The organism is Terrabacter sp. MAHUQ-38, from assembly GCF_014518425.1.
Classification (GTDB): Bacteria; Actinomycetota; Actinomycetes; order Actinomycetales; family Dermatophilaceae; genus Terrabacter.
This window is the reverse complement of sequence record NZ_JACVCU010000002.1, coordinates 634629-654333: the sequence shown is the minus strand read 5'-3', so window position 1 is coordinate 654333 and position 19705 is coordinate 634629. Positions and strand designations below refer to the sequence as shown.

Here is a 19705-nt window from a genome sequence, read left to right as displayed (position 1 = left end):
GGCCCTCCGTCCGTTCGGACGGGGGGCCGTTTCGTCGGTCGGGATGCGCCCGCCGCGCCCTCCGGTGTGCGGTCAGCCCGGCCCGTCGCCCTCTGACGTTGGGACGAGTGCCTCGTCGAGGCGAGCCAGGACCTCGTCGGCGGTGGCCTCGTCGGAGGTCGTGCCGCCGACCCACAGTCCCCAGCGCGGCGTCACCCGGTCCGCCGGGTCGCCGAGGACGACGACGTGCACCGGCTCAGGCGCCGCGAGGTCGAGGAAGTCCTCGAGGTGCTCGCCGTGGGCGTCGTCGGAGAGCACGGCGTCGAAGCCCTCGAGCTGGTACGTCTCGGCGACCGCGAGCGCCGCCGACCAACGCAGGAGGCGCAGCCGCAGCTGCTCGGGCGTCGGCGGTTCGGCCCACCCCCGCCGTGCCGTCTCCGGCAGGACGGCGCGCTCGAGCGCCTCGCCGTCGACGACCACCGCACGCTCGAGGCGGGCGGCCAGCGCGGCCGCGAGGCCGGCCCGGGCCCGACCCCGGCCCGCCGTCACGAGCAGGAGCCGCCCGCGGGGGGCGGCGTCATCGGGAACCGTCATCCGCCGAGGGCGGCCGACACGACGTCCTTCGCCTCGGACTGCACCTGGGCGAGGTGGTCGGCGCCCTTGAACGACTCGGCGTAGATCTTGTAGACGTCCTCGGTGCCCGACGGGCGAGCCGCGAACCAAGCGCTCTGCGTCGTCACCTTGAGGCCGCCGATCTTCGCACCGTTGCCGGGCGCCGCGGTGAGCTTGCCCGTGATCGCTTCTCCGGCAAGGGACTCCGCGGCGACGTCGTCGGGGGAGAGCGCACCGAGCTTGGCCTTCTCCTCGCGGGAGGCCGCCGCGTCGATCCGGGCATATGCCGGTTCGCCGTGGCGGGCGGTCAGCTCGGCGTAGTGCTGGCTGGGCGTCCTGCCCGTCACGGCGAGGATCTCCGAGGCGAGCAGGGCGAGCAGGATGCCATCCTTGTCGGTGGACCACACGCTGCCGTCGGTGCGCAGGAAGCTCGCGCCCGCGGACTCCTCACCGCCGAAGCCGACCGAGCCGTCGAGCAGGCCGGGGACGAACCACTTGAAGCCGACCGGGACCTCGAGCAGGGGGCGGCCGAGGTCGGCGGCGACGTAGTCGATCATCGACGACGACACGAGCGTCTTGCCGATGGCCGTGCCGGCGCCCCATCCCGGGCGCGCGCCGCCGTAGAGGTACTGGATCGCGACGGCGAGGTAGTGGTTCGGGTTCATGAGCCCCGCGTCGGGCGTGACGATGCCGTGCCGGTCGGCGTCGGCGTCGTTTCCGGTCGAGAGGTCGTAGGCGTCCTTGTTGCCGATGAGCGAGGCCATCGCCGACGGGGACGAGCAGTCCATGCGGATCTTGCCGTCCCAATCGAGCGTCATGAACGCCCACTGCGGGTCGACGCGCGGGTTGACGACGGTCAGGTCGAGGCCGTGGCGCTCTGCGATCTCTCCCCAGTAGGCGACCGCCGCGCCGCCGAGGGGGTCGGCGCCGATGCGGACCCCGGCCTGGCGGATGCGGGCGAGGTCGACGACGCCCGGAAGGTCGTCGACGTAGGTGCCCATGAAGTCGTAGGAACCGGCTTCGCCGCGCGCCTGCTCGAACGCGACCCGCTTGACACCCGAGAGCCCGGCGCGGATGAGCTCGTTGGCGCGTTTGGCGATCACCGACGTCGCGTCGGTGTCGGCCGGCCCCCCGTGCGGCGGGTTGTACTTGAAGCCGCCGTCGGCCGGCGGGTTGTGCGAGGGCGTGACGACGATGCCGTCGGCGAGCCCGCTCGCGTCGGAGGCCTTGCCGCGGTTCGCCCGGAGGATGGCGTGGGACACGGCAGGTGTGGGCGTGAAGCCGTCGCGGTCGTCGACGAGCACCTGGACGCCGTTGGCGACGAGGACCTCGAGGGCCGACCTCCACGCCGGCTCGGACAGGCCGTGGGTGTCACGACCGATGAAGAGCGGCCCGTCGAAGCCCTGCGAGACCCGGTAGTCGACGATCGCCTGCGTCGTCGCGAGGATGTGGTCCTCGTTGAACGCCGTGCGCAGGCTGGACCCGCGGTGGCCGGACGTGCCGAACGCGACCTGCTGGTCGGGGTCGTCGACGTCGGGGTGCCGGTCGTAGTACGCGCCGATGAGGGCGTCGACGTCGACGAGGTCCTCGGGCAGGGCCGGCTGACCGGCGCGGGGGTGGGTCATGAGGGGTCTCCGTTCGTGGTCGTGTCGGCGTGCTCCGGCGTGGCCCCGGCTTCCGTCGCCGGGACGGTGGGCTCGTCGAGTGGGGCGAGCCAGACGGTCGACAGGCGGGGGACCGTCACGTCGGCGGCGTACGGCTGGTGGTGCCAGTCCTCCTGGCGGGCCTCGACGACGACCCCGGTGCTGCTCGGTGCGTCGGGGTGGTACCCGGCCGTGTCGAGGACGACCGTCCAGCGGCCGCCGCGTGGCAGGCCGATGCGGTAGGACTGCTGCGTCTCGCCGCTGAAGTTCATGACGCAGGCGACGACCGGCGCGTCGGTCGCGCGGTCCCCCCTGCCGAACCGGAGCCACGAGAACGTGTTGTGCGCCGCGTCGTCGGCCTCGAGCCACTCGAAGCCCGAGCGGTCGGCGTCGAGCTCCCACAGGGCGCGGTTGCCCCGGTAGAGCGCGTTGAGGTCCTTGACGAGGTTGTGCACGCGGTAGTGCAGCGGCTGGTCGAGCAGCCACCAGTCGAGGCTGCGTCCCTCGGACCACTCGGACTCCTGCCCGAACTCGCAGCCCATGAAGAGCAGCTGCTTGCCGGGATGGCACCACAGATAGGCGAGGAACGCCCGCAGCGTGGCGACCTGCTGCTCGCGGGGGCCGGTGGACTTGCGTAGCAGCGAGCCCTTGCCGTGGACGACCTCGTCGTGGCTGATCGGGAGCACGAAGTTCTCGTCGAACGCGTACATGAGCGAGAACGTCAGCTTGCCGTGGTGGTAGCTGCGGTAGATGGGCTCCTCGCCGAGGTACTTGAGCGAGTCGTTCATCCAGCCCATGTTCCACTTGAAGCCGAAACCGAGGCCGCCGTGGTTGGTCGGCTTCGTGACGCCGGGCCAGGTCGTCGACTCCTCGGCGATCATGACGATGCCGCCGACACGCTTGTAGGCGGTTCCGTTGGTCTCCTTGAGCAGCTCGACGGCCTCGAGGTTCTCGCGCCCGCCATCCCTGTTGGGCACCCACTGGCCCGGGCCCCGGGCGTAGTCGAGATAGAGCATCGACGCGACGCCGTCGACCCTCAGGCCGTCGATGTGGTACTCCTCCATCCAGTAGAGGGCATTGGCGACCAGGAAGTTGCGCACCTCCGGGCGGCCGTAGTCGAAGATGTTCGAGCCCCACTCGGGGTGCCAGCCGAGGCGCGGGTCGGGGTGCTCGTAGAGCGGCAGGCCGTCGAAGCGCGCGAGCGCCCACTCGTCGGTCGCGAAGTGGCCGGGTACCCAGTCGAGCAGGACGCCGATGCCGGCCCGGTGCAGCTCGTTGACGAGATGGCGGAAGTCGTCGGGGTGCCCCCACCGCGAGCTCGGCGCGTAGTAGCCCGTGACGTGGTAGCCCCAGGACGGCACGTACGGGTGCTCCATGACGGGCAGGAACTCGACGTGCGTGAAGCCGAGGTCGCGCACGTAGTTGACGAGGTGCTCGGCCAGGCCGCGGTAGCCGAGCTCCTGGCGCCACGAGCCGAGGTGCACCTCGTAGATGCTCATCGGGCCCTCGTGGGCGTTGCTGCTGCGGCGCTTCTCCATCCAGTCGTCATCGCCCCACGCGTAGTGCGTGTCGGTGACGATGGCGGCCTGCTTGGGCGCCACCTCCGTCATCCGCGCCATGGGGTCGCTCTTGAGCCGTACGAGCTCGTCGGGTCCGCGCACCGCGAACTGGTAGTTCATCCCCTCCCGCGCGCCGGGCAGGAACAGCTCCCAGATGCCGCTCTCGCCGAGGGCGCGCATCGGGTGGCTGCGCCGGTCCCAGTCGTTGAAGTCACCGATGACGTGCACGGCCATGGCGCGAGGGGCCCACAGCGCGAACGAGACTCCCCACACGTCACCGAGCGGACCGGGGTAGTGGCGCACGTGTGCCCCGAGGACGGTCCACAGCTGCTCGTGGCGGCCCTCGTTGATGAGGTGCCGGTCGATCTCGCCCAGGGTGGGGGCGAAGCGGTACGGGTCGTCCTGCTCGTGCTCGACGCCGTCGCCGTACTCGACGAGGAGCCGGTAGTCGTGGGTCGACGTGAAGTCGGGCGAGGTCATCGACCAGATGCCGTCGCGCACGTGCTGCAGCTCGACGCGGTCGCCCGAGTCGAGCCGTGCCGAGACGCGTGTCGCGAAGGGCCGGTATGCCGTGATCGTGAGCCCGCCGGGGCCGACGTGGTGGCCGAGCAGGTCGTGCGGCTGGCCGTTGCGCCCCTGGAGGAACGTCGTGATGGCTCCGTCGTCGAGGGAGGGTCCGGGCGCGGTCTCTGTGGTCATGGCGTGCCTTCCGCGGAGATGAGCCGCTCGACGGCGCCGAGCGGGATCGGCAGCCACGAGGGCCGGTTGCGCGCCTCGTAGACGACCTCGTAGAGGGCCTTGTCGAGCTCGAGTGCCCGGGTGAGGACGACCGCGTCGGCGTCCGGGCGGCCGACGACGGAGGAGTAGCCGTCGAGGAACGCCTCACGGCAGGCCGCTGCCCACGCGGTGGCGTCGACCGGCGAGGCCGCGAGCGCGACCGAGCCGGCGGCGTAGTCGAAGGAGCGGAGCATGCCGGCGACGTCGCGCGCCGTCAGGTCCGGCTGAGTCCGCTCGGACAGGGGACGCAGCGGCTCACCCTCGAAGTCGAGCGCCACCCACCCCCGCTCCGGGACGTCGAGCACCTGGCCGAGGTGGTAGTCGCCGTGGATGCGCTGGAGTGGTGGCCAGTGCACGTCGCGCACCGAGGCGACGACGCGGTCGACTGCGGCTCCGTGGGACGCGAGGTCGGGCACGAGGGCCACGGCGGCGGCATACCTCTGGCGCATCGAGGCGGCGAGCGCGTCGCGCGCCTCCGGCGTGACCTCGCTCGTGCCGAAGGCGTGCGCGAGAGCGGTGTGGATCTGCGCCGTCACGACGCCGAGCTCGCGCGCCCGCGTCGTGAAGTCGGTCGCCGAGGCGGCCGCGACGAGCGCCACCCGCCAGGCGTCCTCGACGCCGGGGATGAACTCCTGCGCGAACGCGAGGTGGCCGTGCAGGCCCGGGCCGCCCGCCGGGGCGTCCCAGGCGCCGGCGAGGTGCCCGATCGCCATGGGGACGCGGTCCGAGCCCTCGCGCGTCAGCGCGGACTGCACGACGACGTCGGGGTTGTCACCGTCCTGCACGGTGCGGAAGACCTTGACGATGACGGGCTCGGCCGGCCCTCCGTCGCGGGCGGCCATGCGGCAGATGACCGAGGTGTTGGACTGCTCTCCGCTGAGCACGGTCGAGGACGACACCGAACCGTCGGCGTGGCCCGTCGACGAGCCGGTCGCGAGGGCGTTGCTGCCTACGGACGCCTGCGCCTCGTCGGAGACACCGGCGCCGAGGATCGTCGCCATCAGCTGCGAGACGTACACGGGGTCGTGTGGTCCGTCGTAGACCCAGCGCGTGCCGAGGACACTGTGCTCCATCGTGCCCAGCAACGCGTGCTCGGCACCCTCCAGCGGTGCGGGCCGGTAGGTGAGCGGCACCTGGTAGACGACCGCGGGCTCGACCGCCTCGTCGGCGAGCAGCAGCGTCTCGCAGCCGACCTCACCCTCGGGGTCCTCGAACCGGAAGCCGCCGACACGGCGCAGCCGGGGGACGTGGCCCTTGCCGTGGTACCACCGCTGCTGCGGCATCCACTCCGTGACGAGCTCGGTCTTGGTCGGGACGAGCGAGGCGCCCTTGTGCACGATGGCCATCAGCGGTAGTCCTCTCCGCCGCGCAGCTGCAGCCAGAAGAAGTCGCGCGAGCCCAGGGTGAGGGTGACCCGCCCGTCGTCAGCGACCCACGGGAAGCCCTGGCCGCCGAAGAGGTCGATGAGCTGGCGTCCCGACAGGTGCTCGGGCAGCTCGATCGTCGCGGCCTGCGGACGGCTCGACAGGTTGTTGACGCAGAGAACCGCCTCGTCGGGGTGGTGGTCGTGGTCGCCCGTCAGCACGCGCGTGAACGCGAGGATCGCCTCGTTGTCGGCATTCACGACCTCGAACTCGCCGAGCCCGAAGACGGGGTGGCGCCCCCGCACCTGCAGCATGCCGCGTATCCAGTGGAGCAGCGAGGCCGACGACGCCATCTGCGCCTCCACGTTCACGTTGTTGTAGTGGTAGACGAGGCTGCTGATCACCGGCAGGTAGAGCTTGCCCGGGTCGACGCTGGAGAAGCCGGCGTTGCGGTCGGGCGTCCACTGCATCGGCGTGCGCACCGCGTCGCGGTCGTTGAGCCAGATGTTGTCGCCCATGCCGATCTCGTCGCCGTAGTAGAGGCACGGCGAGCCCGGCAGCGAGAGCACGAGCGCGTGGATCAGCTCGATCTCCGGCCGCGAGTTGTCGAGCAGGGGAGCCAGGCGGCGGCGGATGCCGACGTTGGCGCGCATGCGCGGGTCGGGGGCGTACCACCCGTACATCGCGGCCCGCTCCTCCGGCGTCACCATCTCGAGCGTCAGCTCGTCGTGGTTGCGCAGGAAGGTGCCCCACTGGGTGCCCTTCGGGATGGCCGGGGTGTCGGCGAGCACGTCGATGATCGGCTGCGCCTTCTCCTCGCGCAGCGAGTAGTAGAGCCGCGGCATGACGGGGAAGTGGAAGCACATCTGGCACTCGGGCGAGTCGTCGGTGCCGAAGTAGTCGACGACCTCGGCGGGAGGCTGGTTGGCCTCGGCGAGCAGGATGCGGCCGGGGTACTCCTTGTCGACCATCCCGCGCAGCTTTGCGAGGAACTCGTGCGTCTTCGGCAGGTTCTCGCAGTTCGTGCCCTCCTCCTCGTAGAGGTAGGGGACGGCGTCGAGGCGGAAGCCGTCGATGCCGAGGTCCATCCAGAACCGCACGACGTCGAACATCGCGTCCTGCACGGCCTCGTTCTCGAAGTTGAGGTCGGGCTGGTGGCTGAAGAAGCGGTGCCAGAAGAACTGCCGCCGCACCGGGTCGAACGTCCAGTTGGAGACCTCGGTGTCGACGAAGATGATGCGCGCGTCGTCGTAGCCGTCGTCGGTGTCGGACCACACGTAGAAGTTGCCGTAGGGGCCGTCCGGCTCGGCCCGGCTCGCCTGGAACCACGGGTGCTGGTCACTCGTGTGGTTCATGACGAGGTCGGTGACGATGCGGATGCCCCGGGCGTGGGCCTGCGAGACGAGCTCGGTGAACTCGGGCAGCGTGCCGAACTCCGGCAGGACGGCCTTGTAGTCGGCGATGTCGTAGCCGCCGTCGCGCAGGGGAGAGGCGTAGAACGGCGGCAGCCAGAGGCAGTCGACACCGAGCCACTGGAGGTAGTCGAGGCGCTGGATGAGCCCGGTGAAGTCGCCCGCCCCGACGCCCTTGCTGTCGGCGAAGGCGCGGACGAGCACCTCGTAGAAGACCGCCTTCTTGAACCACTGCGGGTCGTGCTTCAGCCCCGGCTGGGAGAGGTTGAGTCCCTGCATGTGGTCAATGGCTCCTCACGTGGATGATGTGGACGGGCTCCGAGTCGGGGCCGAGGCGCACGTAGTTGTCCTGGCGCCACTGCCATGTCTGGCCGGTGATGTGGTCGTGCGCGTCGAACGTCGACCAGGTCGCCATACCCAGCTCCTCCATGTCGAGGTGCACCCACGTCTCACGGGTCGCGTGCGGGTCGAGGTTGGCGATGACGAGGACGGTGTCGCGCTCGCCGGTCGCGGCGTCGACGAGGCGCGACTTGCTGAAGACGAGGACGTTGTCGTCGTCGGCGGAGTGGAAGCGCAGGTTGCGCAGCCAGCGCAGAGCCGGGTGCCAACCGCGAATGTCGTTGAGTCGCTTGAGGTACCACGCGAGCGAGCGGCTCTCGAGCGGGCCGCCCGGCTCGTAGAGGTACCACTGGCGGTCCTTGTACTCGTACTTCTCGTTGTCGATCTGCTCCTCGGCCCCCGGGCGAGCGACGTGCTCCATCAGCTCGTAGCCGGCGTAGATGCCGTACGTCGGCGCCATCGTCGCGGCGATGGCAGCCCGCAGCTTCCAGGCGGTCGGCCCGCCGTACTGCATGTACGGCGTGAGGATGTCGTGCGTCGTCGGCCAGAAGGACGGGCGCATGTATGCCGCCCCCGTCGTCTCGCCGGCGAGCTCGCGTCCGTACTCCTCGAGCTCCCACCTCGCGTTGCGCCACGCGTAGTAGGTGTAGCTCTGCTGGAAGCCGGCCTTGGCGAGCATGTGCATCATCGCAGGCTTCGTGAAGGCCTCGGAGAGCCAGATGGTCTCGGGGTGGTCCTTCGCGACGTCCGCGATGATCCACTGCCAGAAGGCGACCGGCTTCGTGTGCGGGTTGTCGACGCGGAAGATCCGGACGCCGTGGTCGAGCCAGACCTGGATGACCCGGCGCACCTCGGCGTAGGCGCGGGCGGGGTCGTTGTCGAAGTTCAGGGGGTAGATGTCCTGGTACTTCTTCGGCGGGTTCTCGGCGTAGGCGATGGTGCCGTCGGCACGGGTCGTGAACAGATCGGGGTGCGTCTGCACCCACGGGTGGTCGGGAGAGGCCTGCAGGGCGATGTCGAGCGCGACCTCCAGACCGACCCGCCCAGCCTCGGTGACGAACGCGTCGAAGTCCTCGAACGTGCCGAGGTCGGGATGGATGGCATCGTGCCCACCGTCGGGCGAGCCGATGGCGTAAGGGGATCCGGGGTCGCCGGGCTCGGCGCGCAGGCTGTTGTTGCGGCCCTTGCGCGCCGTGGTGCCGATCGGGTGGATCGGCGTCAGGTAGACGACGTCGAAGCCCATGTCGGCGATCGCGGGCAGGCGTTTCGCGGCCGACCGGAACGTGCCCGACACCCACTCGCCGGTCTTCTCGTCGCGGCGCGCCCCCTCGGACCGGGGGAAGATCTCGTACCACGCGCCGTAGAGGGCTCGTTCGCGCTCGACGAGCAGCGAGTACGACGGGGACGCCGAGACGAACTCGCGCAACGGGATCATCGCGGCGAGGCCGCGGATCTCGGGCGACGTCGCCGCGCCGAAGCGGTGCGCGGCCGGTGCCCGGGTGTCGCCGAGTGCGGTGATCCCCTTGTCGATCTCGGACGCGTCGACGCCCTGGCCGCGCACCGCCGCGGCGAAGCGCTGCAGCACGGTGACGCCCTCCGCGCACATGAGGTCCTCGTCGACGCCGGCAGCGATCTTGATGCCCGCGTCGTGCACCCACGTCGCGTACGGGTCGGACCATCCCTCGACGCGGTAGGTCCACCAGCCCTCACGGTCCGCGACGACCGTGGCGGACCACTCGGACAGGCCGGGGTTGTCGCTGTGCATCGCGAAGTAGTGGTCGGTGCCGTCGGGGTCGGTGAGCACGGCCGTCGCGTTGACCGCGTCGTGCCCCTCGCGGAAGACCTTGGCCCGCACCGGGAACTCCTCGCCCACCACTGACTTCGCCGGCCGGGTGCCTCCGTCGACGAGCGGGCGGACGTCGCTCACCGGGATGCGGCCGACCTGGAGCGCGCGACCCGGCATGCCCTCGACGGTCGGCGGGGTGCTGACCGGGTGCTCGGGGGCCAGGTGGACCGCGCCCGCCTCGGTGTCGTCGACGAACGCGGCATCTGCTGTCGGGGTGGCATCGGCCGCGGGGCGGGGGGCGGGTGCGGCCGTGCGCACGGGTGTGGGCTTGCTGGGACGGGACTTCTTCGCTGAGCCGGTCACGTGATCGACCGTATCGAAGTTGTGGCAATTGGCCCATGAGGGGACGACAGCGTCCAGTGGGTGAAATCCGCGCTGCAAAGGCTTGCAAGAACACGTCATGGCGACCCCTATGCTGTCCCTTTGTGAAGGCCATCCGTCGCTTCAGCGTCCGCACCGTCCTGCCCAGCCGCATCGAGGGGCTGGGCGTCCTCGCCAGCAACCTCCGCTGGTCCTGGCACCCGCCGACGCGAGACCTCTTCGAGAGCATCAGTCCCCGCAAGTGGGCGCAGGCGGGTGAGGACCCCGTCAAGCTCCTGTCGCGCCTGTCGGCCGACGAGCTCGCCGCGCTCGCCGCCGACGACGACTTCGTCGGCAGCGTCGTCGCCGCCAACGAGGACCTGCACCACTACCTCACCGACGAGCGCTGGTACCAGTGGTGGAGCCGCGAGCAGGAGGGCGCCGGCAAGACCGCGCCTGCTGCGATCGCGTACTTCAGCCCCGAGTTCGGCATCACCTCGGTGCTGCCGCAGTACTCCGGCGGCCTCGGCATCCTCGCCGGCGACCACCTCAAGTCCGCCTCCGACCTCGGCGTGCCCATCGTCGGCGTCGGCCTCTTCTACAAGACCGGCTACTTCAAGCAGTCTCTCAACCGCGACGGGTGGCAGGTCGAGACCTACCCCGTCCTCGACCCCGACGGCCTGCCGCTGTCGCTGCTGCGCGAGGAGGACGGCACGCCCGCCGTCGTGTCCGTCAGCCTGCCCGCCGGCCGCCTGCTGCGCGCCCACGTGTGGAAGGCCCAGGTCGGGCGCGTGCCCCTCCTGCTCCTCGACTCCGACGTGCCCGGCAACGACGAGCAGACCCGCATGGTCACCGAGTCGCTGTACGGCGGTGGCGGCGACACGCGTCTCGAGCAGGAGCTGCTGCTCGGCGTCGGCGGCGTGCGCGCTCTGCGCCTCTGGTCGCGCCTCTCCGGCGCGCCGACGCCGGAGGTCTACCACACCAACGAGGGCCACGCCGGCTTCCTCGGTGTCGAGCGCATCGCCGAGCTCGTCCGCGACCACGGCCTGACCTTCGACGAGGCGCTCGAGGCCGTGCGTGCGGCGACCGTGTTCACCACGCACACGCCGGTGCCGGCCGGCATCGACCGCTTCGACGCCGCGAAGATCAACCTCTTCTTCGGCGGCGCCAACGCCGTCCCGGGCGTCCCCGTCGAACGGCTTCTCGCCCTGGGCGCCGAGGACTACGAGGGCGGCCAGCCCGGCATGTTCAACATGGCCGTGATGGGTCTGCGTCTCGCACAGCGCGCCAACGGCGTGTCCCAGCTGCACGGCGTCGTCAGCCGCGGCATGTTCGACGGCCTCTGGCCGGGCTTCGACGACGTCGAGGTGCCGATCACGAGCATCACCAACGGTGTTCACGCCCCCACGTGGGTCGACCGCTCGGTCTACGAGGTCGCCAGCAAGCACCTCGGCACGGCCGATATCGCCGGCAACAACGCCTGGGACCGCATCGACGAGGTGCCCGCCGACGCCGTGTGGAGCACGAAGCGCGAGATGCGCGAGAAGCTCGTCGCCGACGCTCGTCGCCGCGTCCGCTCGTCGTGGCTCAAGCGCGGCGCGACCGAGGCCGAGCTGGGCTGGGTGGACGACGTGCTCGACCCCGACGTGCTGACGATCGGCTTCGCGCGGCGCGTGCCCACGTACAAGCGCCTCACCCTGATGCTGCGCGATCCGGCCCGGCTCAAGTCGCTCCTGCTGCACCCCGAGCGACCCGTCCAGCTCGTCATCGCCGGCAAGTCGCACCCGGCCGACGAGACGGGCAAGCGTCTCATCCAGGAGATGGTCCGCTTCGCCGACGACCCCGAGGTGCGCCACCGCATCGTCTTCCTGCCGAACTACGACATCGCCATGGCCCAGCACCTCTACCCCGGGTGTGACGTCTGGCTCAACAACCCGCTGCGCCCGTTCGAGGCCTGCGGCACGTCGGGCATGAAGGCCGCCCTCAACGGCGGGCTCAACCTCTCGATCCTCGACGGCTGGTGGGACGAGTGGTTCGACGGCCGCAACGGCTGGGCCATCCCGACCGCCGACGGCGTCGAGGACTCCGAGCGCCGTGACGACATCGAGGCCTCGGCCCTCTACGACCTCATCGAGAACGACGTGGCCGCGAAGTTCTACGACCGCGACGCCGCCGGCCTGCCGCAGGGCTGGATCGCGATGATGACGCACACGCTCAAGACGCTCGGTCCCAAGGTGCTCGCGAGCCGCATGGTGGAGGACTACACCGCGCAGCTCTACAGCCCTGCTGCCGGTGCCGGCCGGTCGGTGGGTGGCGACGACTTCGCGGGCGCGAAGGACCTCGCGGCCTACAAGGCCAAGGTCCGCGCGTCCTGGTCGAAGGTCAAGGTGGAGCACGTCGAGCCGTCGGGGCTGTCGGACTCGCCGCAGATCGGCGACGTCCTCGACCTGCGCGCCTACGTCGCGCTCGACGGCCTGACGCCTGAGGATGTCGAGGTGCAGCTCGTCCACGGCCACGTCAACGACGTCGACGAGCTGTCGGGCACGGAGGTCGCGCCGCTCGAGCTCGTCGAGTCGTACGACGACGGCCGTCACCAGTTCGCCGGGTCACAGCCGCTGCGCCGCACGGGGTCGTTCGGCTACAGCGTGCGCATCGTGCCCAGGCACCCGGCGCTCGCGAACGCCGCCGAGCTGGGGCTCGCGCGCAACGCCTGACGCTTCCGCCGGCTTGACGTCGAGAGCCCGGACCCCTCGTGGGGTCCGGGCTCTTCGCGTGGGCCGTGTGGGTCGGCCTGCACGGTGTACGGGTGTCAGGCGCCCTCGACGGCGCACCAGACGCGCATCGACGCGGCACCCGTCGCGACCACCGATCCGGCGTCGACGGGTGCGCCCGGAGGAGCCGGGCGGTCGTCCGTGCTGTCCCAGACGAGCTCGTACGCCGTCGTGCCGGGGGCGGTGGGCAGGGTGACGTCCGCGGGACGAGCCGAGCCGTTGAGGGTCACGAGGACGGACTGGTGGGAGAGCCAGGCCCCGTTGTAGAGGGCCTGGAGCACGTCGACCGTCGGACCGTCCCACCGGTGGCCCATCGGCTCGCCGTCGGCGCCGAACCACGCGAGGTCCATGGATCCGTCCGCGTGGATCTGCCTGCCCGAGAAGAACGCCCGCTGGCGCAGCACCGGGTGGTCACGTCGCAGCCGGACGAGGTGGCGCGTCGTGGCGAGCAGGTCCTCCTGCCACGGCTCGAGGTCCCACGACATCCAGCTGATCTCGTTGTCCTGCGAGTACGGGTTGTTGTTGCCGCGCTGGCTGCGGCCGAGCTCGTCACCGGCGTTGATCATCGGGACGCCGGTCGAGAGCAGCAGGGTGCCGAGCAGGTTGCGGATCGAGCGTCGCCGCGCGACGAGGACATCGACGTCGTCGGTGCGGCCCTCGACGCCGTGGTTCCACGAGCGGTTGTCGTCGGATCCGTCGGTGCCGCCGTGCCCGTTCATCCCGTTGTGCTTCGAGTCGTACGCGGTGAGGTCGGCGAGCGTGAACCCGTCGTGGGCGGTCACGAAGTTGATCGACGCGATGGTGCCCCGGTCGTGGCTGTCGAAGAGGTCCTGCGAACCCGCGAGGCGCGTCGCGAGGTCTCGCACGCCGTGGCCGATGCCGCCCGTCGTGGAGGCCGCGAGGTCGCGCAGCCAGAAGGTGCGGGTGGCGTCGCGGTAGCGGTCGTTCCACTCCGAGAAGGGCGGCGGGAACTGGCCGGTGCGCCACCCGTGGATTCCGAGGTCCCACGGCTCGGCGATCAGCTTGGAGCGCGAGAGCACCGGGTCGGTGCGCAGCGCGACGAGGAAGGGGTGGTCCCGGTCGTAGCCGTCGTCCTTGCCGCGGCCGAGCGCCACGGCGAGGTCGAAGCGGAACCCGTCGACGTGGCACTCCTGGACCCAGTACCGCAGCGAGTCGAGAACCATGCGCGCCACGATCGGGTGGGTCAGGTCGAGGGTGTTGCCGCAGCCCGTCATGTCGATGTCGCGGCCCCGGCTGTCGACCCGGTAGTACGCCCGCTGGTCGAGCCCGCGCCACGAGAGCGTCATGCCCTCGCGGGAGTTCTCGGCCGTGTGGTTGTAGACGACGTCGAGGAGCACCTCGATGCCCGCCGCGTGCAGGGCCTTGACCATCGCCTTGAACTCGTCGAGGACGCCCTGCGGCTCGGACGTGGCGGCATACGCCGCGTGCGGCGCGAAGAAGCCGAGCGTGTTGTAGCCCCAGTGGTTCGTCAGGCCTCGCAGCACGAGGTCGGGCTCGTGCGTGAACGTGTGGACGGGCAGCAGCTCGACGGCCGTGACGCCGAGCTCGAGCAGGTGCTGCACGAATGCAGGGTGGGCCAACCCGGCATACGTGCCCCTGAGCTCCTCAGGGACCCCGGGATGGAGCTTCGTGGCGTTCTTGACGTGGACCTCGTAGATGAGTGACTCGGTGAGCGAGCGTCGCGGGGACTCGTCTGCGCCCCAGTCGAATTCGTCTTCGACGATGACGCATCGAGGCACGTACGGGGCCGAGTCGCGGTCGTCGCGCGCCCAGAGGTCTCCGCGCAGGTCGGACCCGACGCGGTGCCCGTAGAGGGCGGGGTCGAGGCGGACCTCGCCCTCGACCGCCCGGGCGTACGGGTCGAGGAGGAGCTTGGTGTGGTTGTGCAGCAACGAGCGCTCGGGGTCCCACTCCCCGTCGACGCGGAATGCGTACCGCTGCCCGGCGACGACTCCGGGCACCGTGTCGAACCACGTGCCGTGCGCGCGGTGCCGCAACGGCACCCGCCGCTCGGTCGTCACGTCGTCGGGACCAGTGCCGAAGAGGCACACCTCGACCGACCGGGCGTGGCCGGCGTAGACGCTGAACTGCGCGCCCTCGTCGGTGAGGCGCACGCCGAGCGGGGGAGGGAGGTCAGGCGTCGCGGGAGGCGGCGGGGGCATGTGCAGAGCGTAGGGCTCGCGGGTCCACCGCCGCCGCGCGCTGCTCGCTGGCGGACGCCCGGGCCGGATCGACCTCGTCGCGCGGGCTCGTTACGGTGGACGCATGACCGATCCGACTTCGCTGCCCAACTTCATGCCGAGCGCCCCCGACGCCGGACCGAACGGCGCCCCCGCCAGTGACGCCCCCGTCCGCGACCGCATCCTGCAGGTGCTCAAGGGGCTCGGGATCGACGCCACCATCGACGGCGACGGCGACCTCGAGTTCGCCATCGTCGACAACGAGGGCACGAGCACGACCCTCTTCGCGCGCGTGGCCGAGGGCGACCTGGCGCTCGTCCGCTTCTTCGGGCAGTGGCAGCTCGCCGAGCCCGTCTCCGCCGACCGGAACGAGCGCCTCGCCCGCTGCAACGACCTCACGATGCAGCTCAACATCGTCAAGCTCTCACTCGTCCAGGAGAGCCTCGTAGTCTCGGCCGAGCACGTCATCACGCCCAACGCCGACCTCGACATCCTCGTGCCGCTCTCGGTCAACCACATCCTCCAGAGCGTCGGTTTCTTCTTCCAGTCCTGGCTGCCGATCGACGAAGCGGCGCCTGGCACGCCAGGCGACGCCTGATGGGCGAGTTCGTCCGGCTGGAGGTCGAGGACGGCATCGGCACGATCCGCCTCGACCGGCCGAAGATGAACGCCCTCAACATCCAGGTCCAGGAGGAGATCCGTGAGGCGGCCGCCGAGGCGGGCGCCCGCACGGACGTCAAGGCGGTCATCGTCTGGGGCGGTGACCGGGTGTTCGCCGCCGGCGCGGACATCAAGCAGATGCAGACCATGTCCTACACCGACATGGTCGAGCGCTCCGTGCCGCTCATGAGCTCGATCACGTCGGTTGCCCGCATCCCCAAGCCGGTCATCGCCGCGATCACCGGCTACGCGCTCGGCGGCGGGTGCGAGCTCGCGCTCGCCTGCGACTTCCGGGTCGTGGCCGACGACGCGAAGCTCGGGCAGCCGGAGATCCTCCTCGGCATCATCCCGGGCGCCGGAGGCACGCAGCGCCTCTCGCGGCTCGTCGGCGCCTCGCGCGCCAAGGAGATCATCTTCAGCGGCCGCTTCGTCGACGCCCAGGAGGCGCAGGCCATCGGGCTCGCTGACAAGGTCGTCCCGGCGGCCGACGTGTACGACACCGCGCGCACGTGGGCGGCGACGTTCGTGGGCGGGCCGACGTATGCCGTCCGCGCCGCCAAGGAGGCCATCGACCGCGGGCTCGAGGTCGACCTCGAGACGGGGCTCGAGATCGAGCGCCTGCTCTTCGCCTCGCTCTTCGCGACGAGGGACCGTGAGATCGGCATGGCCTCGTTCGTGGAACAGGGGCCGGGCAAGGCGCAGTTCGAGGGACGGTGACCCAGCCGCTGGACGTCCTCGTGTTCTACTCGCCCGTCGAGTCGACCGAGGACGTCCTAGCGGCCGTGTTCGCGGCTGGCGCCGGGGCGATCGGTGACTACACGGAGTGCGCCTGGCTCGTCGAGGGCACCGGGCAGTTCCGGCCCGGTCCCGGCGCGGATCCCGCCATCGGTGCGGTGGGATCGCTCGAGCGGCTGCCGGAGCACCGGGTCGAGCTGACCTTCCCGCGTGGGAGGCGGGGCCACGTCGTCGCGGCCCTGCGCGCGGCCCACCCCTACGAGGAGCCGGCCTTCCACGTGATCGAGACGGCGGGGATCGACCCCGCCTGACGTCCCCGGGTCTGACTGCGTCGCACGGTCGGGCGATGCGGAACCCGCCGGCGCGCGGTCATGCCGGTGGGCAACCGCACGTGCGCCCCACCGGGCTCGTGGTGAGCGTCACGCCACTGGCGTGCGGACTGAGCGGGCGCTTAGTGAGAGGATGACGGGCAGTGCCGGAGCGACCTCCGGCAGCCCCGTCAGCTCCATCACCCCAACGGAAGAGGACGTTCACCCATGAACATCGTCGTCTGTGTCAAGTACGTGCCGGACGCCCAGGCCGAGCGCACGTTCAACGCATCTGACAACACGACCGACCGCGAGAACGTCGACGGCCTGCTGTCCGAGCTCGACGAGTACGCGGTCGAGGAGGCCCTGAAGATCGTCGAGGCCGGTGAGGGCGAGGTGACCGTGCTGACCGTCGGGCCCGACCAGGCCGCGGACGCGATCAAGAAGGCCCTGCAGATGGGTGCCGACAAGGGTGTCCACGTCAGCGACCCGGCGATCCACGGCTCGGACGCGCTCGCGACCTCGCTCGTGCTCGCCGAGGCGATCAAGAAGCTCGGGGCCGAGAGCCCTGTCGACCTCGTCGTGACCGGCATGGCCAGCACGGACGGCACGATGGGGGTCGTCCCGACGATGCTCGCCGAGCGCCTGGGCCTGCCGGCGGTGACGTTCGCGTCCGAGCTGAGCGTCGAGGGCGGCGCGGGCGGCACGGCAACCATTCGCCGCGACGGCGACGCCTCGACCCAGACGGTCACGGCTAGCCTGCCGGCGCTGGTGTCGGTGACCGACCAGATCAACGAGCCGCGCTACCCCTCGTTCAAGGGGATCATGGCCGCGAAGAAGAAGCCGGTCGAGTCGTGGGCGCTGGCCGACCTGGGCCTGGAGGCCTCGCAGGTCGGCCTCGAAGCAGCCTGGACGAAGGTCGAGTCGTTCGACGCCCGCCCGCCGCGCACGCAGGGCGAGATCGTCACCGACGAGGGCGACGGCGGCACCAGGCTGGCCGAGTTCCTGTCCGCGCGCAAGTTCGTCTGACCTCGTCACCAGCCCAGCCAGCAAAGGAGATTCGCACCATGGCTGAAGTACTCGTGCTCGTCGACCACGTCGAGGGCAAGGTTCGCAAGACCACGTCCGAGCTGCTGACGATCGCCCGTCGCCTCGGTGAGCCGTCCGCCGTCTTCGTCGGCGCCGGCTTCGAGACCGCGAAGGAGACCCTCGCCCGTTTCGGCGCCGAGAAGGTCTACCGCGTCGAGTCGCCCGAGGTGCTCGAACACCTCGTCGTCCCGCAGGCCGAGCTGCTCGCCCAGCTCGTCGCCAAGGTCACCCCGGCCGCGGTGCTCGTGCCGGCCTCGCCGGAGGGCAAGGAGATCGCCGCCCGCCTGGCCGTCAAGACCGAGTCCGGCCTGATCACCGATGCCGTCGACGTCCAGGCCGGTGAGGGCGGTGGCGTCGCCACCACGCAGTCGGTCTTCGCCGGCTCGTACACCGTCTCGGCCACGGTCACGAAGGGCACGCCCATCGTCGCCGTCAAGCCGAACTCTGCCGCGCCGCAGGAGGTTGCGGGTGCGGCCGCCGACGAGATTCTTGACTTCACCGCGTCCGAGGCCGCCAAGGGCGCGCAGATCATCGAGTCCAAGCCCAAGGCGGCCACCGGGCGCCCGGAGCTGACCGAGGCCGCGATCGTCGTCTCCGGTGGCCGTGGCACCGGCGGTGACTTCTCGAAGGTCGAGGACTTCGCCGACAGCCTCGGCGCGGCGGTCGGCGCGAGCCGGGCGGCGGTCGACGCCGGCTGGTACCCGCACACCAGCCAGGTCGGGCAGACCGGCAAGCAGGTCAGCCCGCAGCTGTACGTCGCGTGCGGCATCTCCGGCGCGATCCAGCACCGTGCGGGCATGCAGACCTCCAAGACCATCGTGGCGGTCAACAAGGACAACGAGGCCCCGATCTTCGAGCTCGTCGACTTCGGGGTCGTGGGCGACCTGTTCACGGTGCTGCCCCAGGCGACCGAGGCGATCAAGGCCGCCAAGGACTGACGTCGCGCCTTCCGGCGACGACGGCGGCCCCCGACCACCGAGCACGTGGTCGGGGGCCGCGCCCCGTGGTCGGTGTCAGCGGGCAGGGTCGACCATGGTCATGCCGGCGACGGTGGCCCGGTCGAAGCCGGGCAGCATCGCCGCCGCCTCCTCGAGCCCGATCGTGCGTTCGATCAACCGCTGCGGTCGTACGGAGCCGCGCTCGATGAGCGCCATCATGCCTGGGTAGTCCGCAGCTGCCATCCCGTGACTGCCCAGCAGATCGAGCTCCCAGCCGATCACCCGCGCCATCGGCACCCGTGGGTGACCGTCGACCGGCGGCAGCAGCCCCACCTGGACGTGGCGCCCCCGACGGCGAAGGCTGAGGATCGCATCGGCACAGGTCTGCTCGCTGCCGACCGCGTCGACGCAGACCTGGCTCCCGCCGCCGGTGAGCTCGGCGACAGCGGCCGGGATGTCCCTGCCGTCGGCGAGCAGCGTGTGTTCCGCGCCAAGGCTCGAGGCCACCGTGAGGGCCTCGTGGTTCCGGTCCACCGCAACCACCCGCCCACCCAGGGCACGAGCGATCATGACCGTGCTGAGCCCCACGCCGCCGGCTCCCACCACCGTCACCCACTCTCCTGCGGTGACCCGTGCGCGGCCGACGAGGGCGCGGTACGCGGTGGCGAACCGGCATCCGAGGCTTGCCGCGGTCGCGAAGTCCACGTTCTCGGGGATGGCCACGAGATTGCTGTCCGCCGCGTGCAACGCCACGTACTCGGCGAACGACCCCCAATGCGTGAAGCCTGGCTGCTGCTGGTCAGGACAGACCTGCGCCTCACCGGCGCGGCACCACTCGCAGCGACCGCAGCCGCAGACGAACGGGACAGTCACGCGGTCACCGGCCACCCACCGATCGACCCCCTCGCCGACCTCGACCACCACACCGGCAAGCTCGTGACCCGGAACGTGCGGGAACGCGATGTCGTCATGTCCGGCCCAGGCGTGCCAGTCGCTGCGGCACATCCCGGTGGCCATCACTCGGACGACCACCCCGTCTTCGGGGGCCGTCGGCTCGGGCACCTCCCGAACTTCGGGCTGGGCTCGAACGGCATCAAGGACCACGGCGCGCATCGGTGCATCTTGTCAGGACGCCTCGAGAGGGTCGACACCTCGGGGCGAGCCGCGCCCGC

General features: G+C 70.9%; 14 protein-coding genes. 6 read left to right on the top strand and 8 right to left on the bottom strand.

Going from position 1 to position 19705, the window contains the following annotated elements; translation table 11 throughout:
* Positions 1 to 72 precede the first annotated feature (72 nt).
* From H9I49_RS09970 to H9I49_RS09945, 6 genes are read right to left on the bottom strand one after another with little or no spacing between them, the layout of a single operon-like run.
* Entirely contained in the window at positions 73 to 573 is a 501-nt protein-coding gene (locus H9I49_RS09970) for a hypothetical protein (protein WP_188030183.1), read from the bottom strand.
* Positions 570 to 2216 (bottom strand): phosphoglucomutase (alpha-D-glucose-1,6-bisphosphate-dependent), encoded by a 1647-nt coding sequence (gene pgm, locus H9I49_RS09965; protein ID WP_188030182.1) that lies wholly within the window; start codon positions 2214 to 2216, stop codon positions 570 to 572. Before pgm ends, H9I49_RS09970 begins: the two co-directional genes overlap by 4 nt.
* Entirely contained in the window at positions 2213 to 4492 is a 2280-nt protein-coding gene (gene glgB / locus H9I49_RS09960; protein WP_188030181.1) for a 1,4-alpha-glucan branching protein GlgB, read from the bottom strand. Before glgB ends, pgm begins: the two co-directional genes overlap by 4 nt.
* On the bottom strand, positions 4489 to 5916 hold the full coding sequence (locus H9I49_RS09955; RefSeq protein ID WP_188030180.1) for an aminoglycoside phosphotransferase: 1428 nt from the start codon (positions 5914 to 5916) through the stop codon (positions 4489 to 4491). The genes glgB and H9I49_RS09955 overlap by 4 nt, the downstream gene beginning before the upstream one ends.
* Positions 5916 to 7625: a maltose alpha-D-glucosyltransferase gene (gene treS / locus H9I49_RS09950; RefSeq protein ID WP_188030179.1), complete on the bottom strand. Its 1710-nt coding sequence runs from the start codon at positions 7623 to 7625 to the stop codon at positions 5916 to 5918. Before treS ends, H9I49_RS09955 begins: the two co-directional genes overlap by 1 nt.
* Positions 7626 to 7629: 4 nt before the next feature.
* Positions 7630 to 9834: an alpha-1,4-glucan--maltose-1-phosphate maltosyltransferase gene (locus H9I49_RS09945; protein WP_370587513.1), complete on the bottom strand. Its 2205-nt coding sequence runs from the start codon at positions 9832 to 9834 to the stop codon at positions 7630 to 7632.
* 122 nt (positions 9835 to 9956) lie between these two features.
* On the opposite strand from H9I49_RS09945, the gene glgP reads away from it, so the two are divergent.
* Positions 9957 to 12545: an alpha-glucan family phosphorylase gene (glgP, locus tag H9I49_RS09940; RefSeq protein WP_188030178.1), complete on the top strand. Its 2589-nt coding sequence runs from the start codon at positions 9957 to 9959 to the stop codon at positions 12543 to 12545.
* A gap of 95 nt (positions 12546 to 12640) precedes the next feature.
* On the opposite strand, the gene glgX is transcribed toward glgP, so the two are convergent.
* A complete protein-coding gene (glgX, locus tag H9I49_RS09935) occupies positions 12641 to 14785 on the bottom strand; it encodes a glycogen debranching protein GlgX (RefSeq protein WP_188030177.1) in 2145 nt (714 codons plus the stop codon).
* A 103-nt stretch (positions 14786 to 14888) separates the two neighbouring features.
* Between glgX and H9I49_RS09930 the strand changes: the two genes are divergently transcribed.
* The 5 genes from H9I49_RS09930 to H9I49_RS09910 all read left to right on the top strand — a co-directional run bounded on the left by H9I49_RS09930 (position 14889) and on the right by H9I49_RS09910 (position 18533).
* Positions 14889 to 15401: a YbjN domain-containing protein gene (locus H9I49_RS09930; RefSeq protein ID WP_188030176.1), complete on the top strand. Its 513-nt coding sequence runs from the start codon at positions 14889 to 14891 to the stop codon at positions 15399 to 15401.
* Positions 15401 to 16180 (top strand): enoyl-CoA hydratase/isomerase family protein, encoded by a 780-nt coding sequence (locus H9I49_RS09925; RefSeq protein WP_188030175.1) that lies wholly within the window; start codon positions 15401 to 15403, stop codon positions 16178 to 16180. Before H9I49_RS09930 ends, H9I49_RS09925 begins: the two co-directional genes overlap by 1 nt.
* The gene (locus H9I49_RS09920; RefSeq protein ID WP_188030174.1) at positions 16177 to 16509 is read left to right on the top strand and encodes a hypothetical protein; all 333 of its coding nucleotides are present in this window, start codon (positions 16177 to 16179) and stop codon (positions 16507 to 16509) included. Before H9I49_RS09925 ends, H9I49_RS09920 begins: the two co-directional genes overlap by 4 nt.
* Positions 16510 to 16734: 225 nt before the next feature.
* Positions 16735 to 17535: an electron transfer flavoprotein subunit beta/FixA family protein gene (locus tag H9I49_RS09915; RefSeq protein ID WP_188030173.1), complete on the top strand. Its 801-nt coding sequence runs from the start codon at positions 16735 to 16737 to the stop codon at positions 17533 to 17535.
* 38 nt (positions 17536 to 17573) lie between these two features.
* Positions 17574 to 18533, top strand: coding sequence for an electron transfer flavoprotein subunit alpha/FixB family protein (locus H9I49_RS09910; RefSeq protein ID WP_188030172.1), 960 nt, complete (start codon positions 17574 to 17576; stop codon positions 18531 to 18533).
* 75 nt (positions 18534 to 18608) lie between these two features.
* Here the strand turns inward: H9I49_RS09910 and H9I49_RS09905 are convergent, their stop codons facing one another.
* Complete coding sequence (locus H9I49_RS09905; RefSeq protein WP_188030171.1) at positions 18609 to 19646, bottom strand: alcohol dehydrogenase catalytic domain-containing protein; 1038 nt, start codon at positions 19644 to 19646, stop codon at positions 18609 to 18611.
* Positions 19647 to 19705: the final 59 nt, after the last annotated feature.